7 protein-coding genes and 1 pseudogene are annotated in these 7,274 nt (G+C 45.4%); 4 read left to right on the forward strand and 4 right to left on the reverse strand.

Going from position 1 to position 7,274, the window contains the following annotated elements; genetic code table 11:
* The coding region (thrS, locus tag RMO35_RS16505) for a threonine--tRNA ligase (RefSeq protein WP_309742411.1) at positions 1-919 on the forward strand (919 nt) is incomplete at its 5' end.
* A 145-nt stretch (positions 920-1,064) separates the two neighbouring features.
* On the opposite strand, the gene deoC is transcribed toward thrS, so the two are convergent.
* The 3 genes and pseudogenes from deoC to RMO35_RS16520 form a co-directional block, all read right to left on the reverse strand.
* On the reverse strand, positions 1,065-1,748 hold the full coding sequence (gene deoC, locus RMO35_RS16510; RefSeq protein ID WP_309742412.1) for a deoxyribose-phosphate aldolase: 684 nt from the start codon (positions 1,746-1,748) through the stop codon (positions 1,065-1,067).
* 190 nt (positions 1,749-1,938) lie between these two features.
* Positions 1,939-2,574, reverse strand: coding sequence for an HAS-barrel domain-containing protein (locus RMO35_RS16515; RefSeq protein WP_309742417.1), 636 nt, complete (start codon positions 2,572-2,574; stop codon positions 1,939-1,941).
* Positions 2,575-2,641: 67 nt separating this feature from the next.
* A pseudogene (locus RMO35_RS16520) lies at positions 2,642-2,839 on the reverse strand (Uma2 family endonuclease); the annotation flags it as partial.
* An 87-nt stretch (positions 2,840-2,926) separates the two neighbouring features.
* Here RMO35_RS16520 and RMO35_RS16525 point away from each other — a divergent pair.
* Complete coding sequence (locus RMO35_RS16525; RefSeq protein ID WP_309742413.1) at positions 2,927-3,709, forward strand: biotin/lipoate A/B protein ligase family protein; 783 nt, start codon at positions 2,927-2,929, stop codon at positions 3,707-3,709.
* A gap of 100 nt (positions 3,710-3,809) precedes the next feature.
* Complete coding sequence (gene nth / locus RMO35_RS16530; RefSeq protein WP_309742414.1) at positions 3,810-4,499, forward strand: endonuclease III; 690 nt, start codon at positions 3,810-3,812, stop codon at positions 4,497-4,499.
* 51 nt (positions 4,500-4,550) lie between these two features.
* On the opposite strand, the gene RMO35_RS16535 is transcribed toward nth, so the two are convergent.
* Complete coding sequence (locus RMO35_RS16535) at positions 4,551-6,101, reverse strand: NAD(P)/FAD-dependent oxidoreductase (protein ID WP_309742415.1); 1,551 nt, start codon at positions 6,099-6,101, stop codon at positions 4,551-4,553.
* Positions 6,102-6,351: 250 nt separating this feature from the next.
* On the opposite strand from RMO35_RS16535, the gene RMO35_RS16540 reads away from it, so the two are divergent.
* A partial coding sequence (locus RMO35_RS16540) for an MFS transporter (protein ID WP_396135690.1) occupies positions 6,352-7,274 on the forward strand: 923 nt, incomplete at its 3' end.

Below are 7,274 nucleotides of genomic sequence, written 5' to 3' on the forward strand. Positions count from 1 at the left end.
TCACATCCAAATCTATCAAAGTGAGTTGCGCTCCTATCGCGATTTACCGATTCGGTATGCCGAATTTGGGACTGTTTATCGCTATGAGCAATCCGGCGAACTTGGTGGTTTGACTCGGGTGCGCGGCTTTACTGTCGATGACTCGCATCTATTTGTGACTCCCGAACAATTGGATGAAGAGTTTCTAAATGTCGTCGATCTCATCCTCTCGGTGTTTGAAAAACTCCGCCTCAAAAACTTTAAAGCAAGACTGAGTTTCCGCGATCCAGCTTCTGATAAATATATCGGTTCCGACGATGCTTGGAACAAAGCCGAAGGCGCGATTACCCGTGCGGTGGAAAAGCTGGGCATGGATCATTTTATCGGCATTGGCGAAGCGGCTTTTTATGGCCCTAAACTTGATTTTATCTTTAGTGATGCACTCGATCGCGAGTGGCAATTGGGTACCGTCCAAGTAGACTACAATCTCCCCGAACGGTTTGAACTAGAGTACATCGACGAACATAGCAGCCGTCAACGTCCGGTAATGATTCACCGCGCACCTTTCGGTTCGCTCGAACGCCTAATCGGGATTTTGATCGAAGAGTATGCTGGTGATTTCCCCTTGTGGATGGCTCCGGTGCAGATGCGCTTAGTACCAGTCGCTCAAGACTTTATTCCCTTTGCTAAAGATGTTTGTACCAAGTTACTCGCCCTCGGCGTGCGTGCTGAAGTCGATACCAGCAATGAGCGGTTAGGGAAGATGGTTCGCAACGCTGAGAAGGAGAAAATCCCCGTTGTGGGCATCATCGGCGGTAAAGAGGTCGAAGATAATACCATTAGCATTCGCACCCGAATCGAGGGCGAATTAGGCGCACTCAGCGTCGATGAAGTAGTCAAGCGCATGGTAGACTCGATCGCGAATTTTAGCGATTTCTAATCTCATTGCGTGGGATCTAGCGATCGTCAATGAGCAGCATAACAGGTAGGGGCGGGCATCAAGCACCGCCCTTACCTGTTAACGTTACTGCGAGGAGATCGAATAGACGATCGAGCTACACTACAAACTCACCATGTTTAGAGATCTATCCCCCAGCTTTTGATTCCTGTTCGCGTTGTTTCAATAGCTCGATTCCCCAGGAAGTTCCGAGCCTAGTAGCTCCAGCTAAAATCAATTCTACCGCTCGATCGTGTGTACGGATGCCACCAGCGGCTTTGATGCCGATTTGGTCTTTGGTAAGATCCTTGAGAAATCGGACATCTTCTACCGTTACCGCTCCGCACCAACCCGTCCCCGTTTTGAGCATCCGTGCGCCTGCTTCCATGCAAATCTGAGCGGCGATTTCGCGTTCTGGTGGCGTTAGCAGCGACATCTCCAAAATTGCCTTCACTCCTAGCCCTGTCGATTCGCAGATTTCAGCAATTTCGCGATGCACGTCATCGATTTTCCCGGCTTTTAACCAGCCGATATTAATTACTACATCTAATTCTTGGGCACCATTTTCTGCCGCCTCCTGCGCCTCATATAGCTTGCTAGCTGTCGTAGTAGCTCCTGTCGGGAAACCGATAACCGTACAAATCTGGGGGCGTTTTTGGTGCAATAAAGCGGTAACTTGCCGCACATAGCAGGGGTTGACACACACCGCCGCAAAGTTAAATCTGTCGGCTTCTGCACACCATTGTTCGACCATTTCAGGTGTCGCAGTCCCGAGCAGGGAATGATCGATGTATGGTGCGATATCGATGTTCTTGGATTCTTCGATTGGCATCTTTTAATTTGTGAATTAGTGAATAGTTAGTAGTGGATAGTGGATAGTTGGTTTTTAAAAAGAGAGTATAAATAACGATCGTCAAAATGTAAGTAAGCGCAAATATTTATTAGATAGCTTTTGCCTGAAACTTAGATGGTGGGCAGTGCCCACCCTACTGGCTAGGTTTCACTATCCACTCTCTACTAACTTACCGAATTTGCGATAACACATAGCGCAACCTGTCATAATCATCCTTGAGAATCAGGCTCACAGTACGTCCGGCGGTGACTAGCCAAGACCTGTCTCGCGCTCTGAGCTGATGGATCTCGCGAATAGTAGCGGCGGTGAGTGCCTCGACAGGTGCCCCTTGAACTTGCAACAAGGTTCGCAAAAATTCTAACTGTTCGCTAAATCTAATAATCTCTTCTGGATCGCACTGATAGACCCCCTGGTGGATTTGAGGCGGGCGCGGCGGGAGGTATTGATACATTTGCCCCTTATCGTCTTCAAAGCCGATGATGGCGGCTTTAAATTCAGTTTTGAGCATGGCGAAGATTTGGGGCTGCTCCTCGCGCAATTCATCCAGCGACATCCCTAAAGCACGGGCGCGATGGACGGAATCGATCGGAGCAGTGGTAGCATGATAAACCACAGCGAGAATTTGATTGCCCGTTTCCTCATCGGCTGCTTTGACAATACTGCCAAAGGTAGGCATGATTGCTAGCTTGAGATCTTCTGGTTCTAAGCATTGAGCCAAAAATTCACAGGTAGATGTCTCGATTACCTCGGCGATATGCTGGGGGTTTTTGGCACCAATGCTAAATTGAGGTAAGGGTAAGCGCACGGGTAGGGGATAGGGGATAGGGAGACTGGGGGACTGGGCGATGCTCCAAAGGAGAGGCTTCGCCAACGGGGTCATAGATATAATATTCGGTGACGCCATAGCGTTCGCAAAGCGTCTCGGAACGAGAATCGTAAAAACTTAACTTACGCTGCATTTCTGCTAGTCGATTGCCTGGAGATAAAATCTCGAAGACAACTTGCGGTGCAATTCCAGCTTCTTGCCATTGCTGGTAAGAACCTTTATCTCCTTTCGGTCTACCGTTGGCGTAGCCTCTCCTTTGGAGAATCGCGACTACTCCACTTGTAAATATAGCAGAATAGATAATCGGGTTATCAATTTGGAGTGCGAGTGATTGACTAATTCAAATACAATCTGGCGACTAATCCCACCGATTGAGACTACTGGAACGATGCAAATGCAGATCGATCGATGGTTATTAGAACAGCACATTCTAGGACAGATACCACCAACATTACGCTTTTACACTTGGTCGCAGCCGACGATTTCAATAGGATATCACCAACGCCACTACCCCGAGCATTGGCGATCGCTAGCATGGCACGTCCCGATAGATATCGTCAAACGTCCGACTGGTGGGCGGGGCGTATTGCATCAAGGCGATCTAACTTATGCCCTGATTGGTTCGGGATTTGTGGGTAAAAGGGTGGACGTGTATCAACAAATCTGTCAATTTCTCATTGACGGCTGGAGATCGATCGGTGTCGATCTACAATACGGTACGGCAGGAACGGGGTATATTCACAATCCCAATTGTTTCGGTACGGCTACTAGTGCAGATCTAATTTGTACGGATGGTTATAAACTGATTGGGAGTGCCCAGTTGATTAAATCTGGGGCAATTCTTCAGCATGGTTCGATGCGACTCCATCCAGATTTAGATTTATTTGAAAAAGTATTTGGCGAATCTATCTCTTTGCCACTTGCATCGATCGTACAGTTAAGTATGCCGATTATTGTGGATACACTTACTCAAGCTGCTCGACAACATTTTCAGGTAGAGTTTGAGATCGAACCTTTAAGCGATCGAGAATGGGCACACATTAGAAAAGATGCGAGCGATTTATCGAGTGTTGGTGCGTTATCCTGCGGAGTAACACACCCTAATGAAGATTAACTTAAAACTCTGGCGATGACAAAACCATCATAACCTTTACAGCTATATATTATCAAAGTTATGGTTCTTCACAATTTATCATCTAAGTAGAAATTCTGAAATGGTTATCGATCGCAAATGGACATCCAAGAAGAAACGAGCATTGGAAGTGTTGCTCAGATTAAAACGACTCTATCCAGATGCCACTTGTAGCCTAGATTATACAACTCCGGTGCAACTATTAGTCGCGACGATTCTTTCGGCTCAGTGTACCGACGAGCGGGTAAATAAAGTGACTCCGGCATTATTTGCCAGATTTCCCGATGCTCGATCGATGGCATATGCCGATATTCTGGATATTGAAGAATTAGTGCGATCGACTGGATTTTATCACAATAAAGCTAAAAATATTCAAGGCGCTTGTCGCAAGATCGTTGAGGAGTTTGATGGCGAAGTTCCCCAAATAATGGAACAGTTACTCACATTACCAGGAGTCGCGAGGAAGACGGCAAATGTGGTTTCCGCTCATGCGTATGGCAATATTCAAGGGGTGACTGTCGATACTCATGTCAAACGGCTGACTAATTTAATTGGTTTAACCAAGCATCAAGATCCGATTAAAATCGAGCAGGATTTGATGAAGTTTTTGCCTCAAGCAGATTGGGAAAACTTTTCAATTATGACTATCTATCACGGGAGGGCTGTTTGTAATGCGAGAAAACCTAATTGCCCTGATTGTGAATTAGCCGACTTGTGTCCATCAGCCCATCAGCCACCTAAAACAAAAGCTCAAGCGAGTGTTCGTAAATAACTGGTAGGGACATATCCCCGACTGCTCCAAGAAGTCGGGGATATGAGGGGATTAATTCAACTCTTTCAAAATGGTTTCTGCTGCTATTATTCCAGTCGCGCAGCCACCTTCCATATAGCCTTGAGCCTCGATCGAACAGTGTTCGCCGATGAAAAAGAGATTGCCTACTCTTTCGCCCTCTACACCAGCAAATTTCGTCCATTGTCCGACTAAATAACAGGAGTAGGAACCTCGTGAATAGGGGCGATCGATCCAATTACTAACAATCGATCGATCTAAAGATAAATTCTTGACGCCTGGGTAAATTAGATCTAATTGATTTGTTACTTTGCTCGCAACTTCCGCAGGCTTCGATCTACCTATCCTTAAGCCTAAATTACCACCGCTAAAACTAGTAATCATGCCTGTTTTGGTATCTGTATATCTGCTTGATTCCCAAGTTTCGCAAGTATCTAAATCGCTGAAAGATTCACCATTAGACTTATACTTATTACGCCATAGCTTATCACTATAGCTGGTAATTAATTTAGCATTCGTACCATAGCCAATTTCTGTAATAGCCGCCTGTTTTGTGGCAGGTAATTTAACACCTAAGTCGAGGCGTCTGAGGACGCTAAATGGTAATGCTAGAATGACTCGATCGAATATATATTCTTTACTTACACCTCTTTGCCTGAGACTAACTCGATAGCGATCGTCTCTACTGCGGATTGATTCTAGCTGAGTATTAGTTTCGATGCGATCGCGAAACTTGGCGGCTAATCGATCGACTATTTGTTGATTGCCACCCTGAATTTGGTATCTTTGGTCGCTCGTACCAAATATTTCAATTTTATCTGGCTCTTTGCCAATTAATAGTAGCAAATTAATTGCTGATTGACGACTGACTTCTAATCCATATTCATTAGTGTAGGCGACTTCGATAAATCGTCTTAAAATTGGGTCTGGACAGTAGCGATCGAGATATTTAGTAATTGAAGTACGATCGAGTTCGATGGCGCGAGGATTTTTTGATTTGTAGTTGACTTCACCAATTGCTTTGACATCTCGATCGATCTGCTTAACAAAGGGTATAAATGCCGCAATTAATTCTCGTTCGTTAACTAATCGGTTTTTAAAAAACCAGATATTCTGAGTTAACCCGCGATCTATGGCAAATAAATCGACTTCAGCCAAACCTAGATCCCGAGCTAAATTACGGATATTTTTATGTCCAGAATCGATAAACTCACCGCCTAGTTCGACAGTAGCTGCGGTACCAATTGCATTGGTTTGACTGAGCATCCTCCCCCCCACGCGCTTACTGGCTTCGATAATTCGGACTGGGATGCCGGATCTATGTAAATAATAAGCTGCCGTCAATCCGGCAATGCCTGCGCCCACAATTAATACTGGTGCTGCTACCCTCGCGTCAACTTTTCGATCCAATGCTAGGGCTGAGAGCGCACCAGTCGCTGCGAGCGATCCTTGCAACAAACGACGACGACTAATCCGCAGTTCCCATATTTCTAGTGCTGTTGCTGATGTCAGATTTCGCTGCTGGGCAAATCTGGCGATCTGATAAACACGTCGCAAACCCTGAACCAGAGAAGTTTTAGCCATAAAGTTGTGATTTTACAAGTATGTCTCGATCGATAACATATTTATGTGGTATTTTCTCCGATCCAGGGATTTAAAATATGCGCTATCCGGATTAAAAACGTGCATTTATCGCAATTAACCTCATAAACTGTAACAAAAACTACCAATTGAGATCCAACATTCCCGTAATTTGAACATACTGAAATCTATTACCAGTTGACACAACTGTTTAATCGATCTTTTCAGTTGTTTTCTTTGGGGCTATAGCCTGATGCTAAAGGGATTACTTTCGTTCAAAAATGAGTATCGAACCTTGCACTTGACCTGGTTTGCCTTCTTTCTCACCTTCGTTTGCTGGTTCAACTTTGCCCCCTTTGCGTCCATCATTGGTAAAGAATTAAGTCTAGATGAGTCGCAGATCAAAACACTCTTAATTTGTAACTTAGCAATTACGATTCCCGCACGGATTATTATCGGTGCTTTACTCGACAAGTATGGCCCTCGCATCACCTACTCGCTGCTATTAATGTTTGCGGTAATTCCCTGTATCGCCACGGCTTTAGCCCAAGACTTCAATCAAATGGTGATTGCCCGCCTGCTGATGGGCATCGTCGGTTCTGGCTTTGTGTTGGGGATTCGGATGGTGTCGGAATGGTTTCCACCCAAAGATATCGGCATGGCGCAGGGTATCTACGGCGGCTGGGGTAACTTTGGAGCTTTCGGTGCTGAGTTTGCACTGCCATTAATTGCTGGTGGCACTGCCTTTTTAGCTGGTGGGAATGCCAACTGGCGACTGACAATGGTACTTACTGGCGTAGTTGCGGCTATTTACGGTGTTGTCTACTTCAATAGTGTCACCGATACACCGCCTGGTAAAGAATACCAGCGTCCTAAAAAATACGGCGCGATGGAAGTTACCAGTGCTAAAGATTTCTATGGATTGCTGATTATGAACTTCGGGCTAATTTTTGCCCTCGGTTTACTAGCATGGCGGTTAGCTCAGCAGAAATTGCACTTCTTGAATGCCGGACAAATGTATTTTATTTGGTTCTTGCTGGCTGCTCTATATGCGTACCAGAGTTATCAAGCTTGGTTAGTCAATCGCGATGTCGTATTGGGGCGCAAGAAATTTGCACCATCCGAGCGGTATGAATTTAGTCAAGTTGCTTTATTGCAATTTACTTATATTACCAA

It is taken from the genome of Chamaesiphon sp. OTE_20_metabat_361, assembly GCF_031364565.1.

Coding starts and splice junctions, on each gene's coding strand:
- deoC (WP_309742412.1), bottom strand. CDS start 1,748: ATGCCAATCGAAGAATCCAAGAACATCGATATCGCACCATACATCGAT.
- nth (WP_309742414.1), top strand. CDS start 3,810: ATGGTTATCGATCGCAAATGGACATCCAAGAAGAAACGAGCATTGGAA.
- RMO35_RS16535 (WP_309742415.1), bottom strand. CDS start 6,101: ATGGCTAAAACTTCTCTGGTTCAGGGTTTGCGACGTGTTTATCAGATC.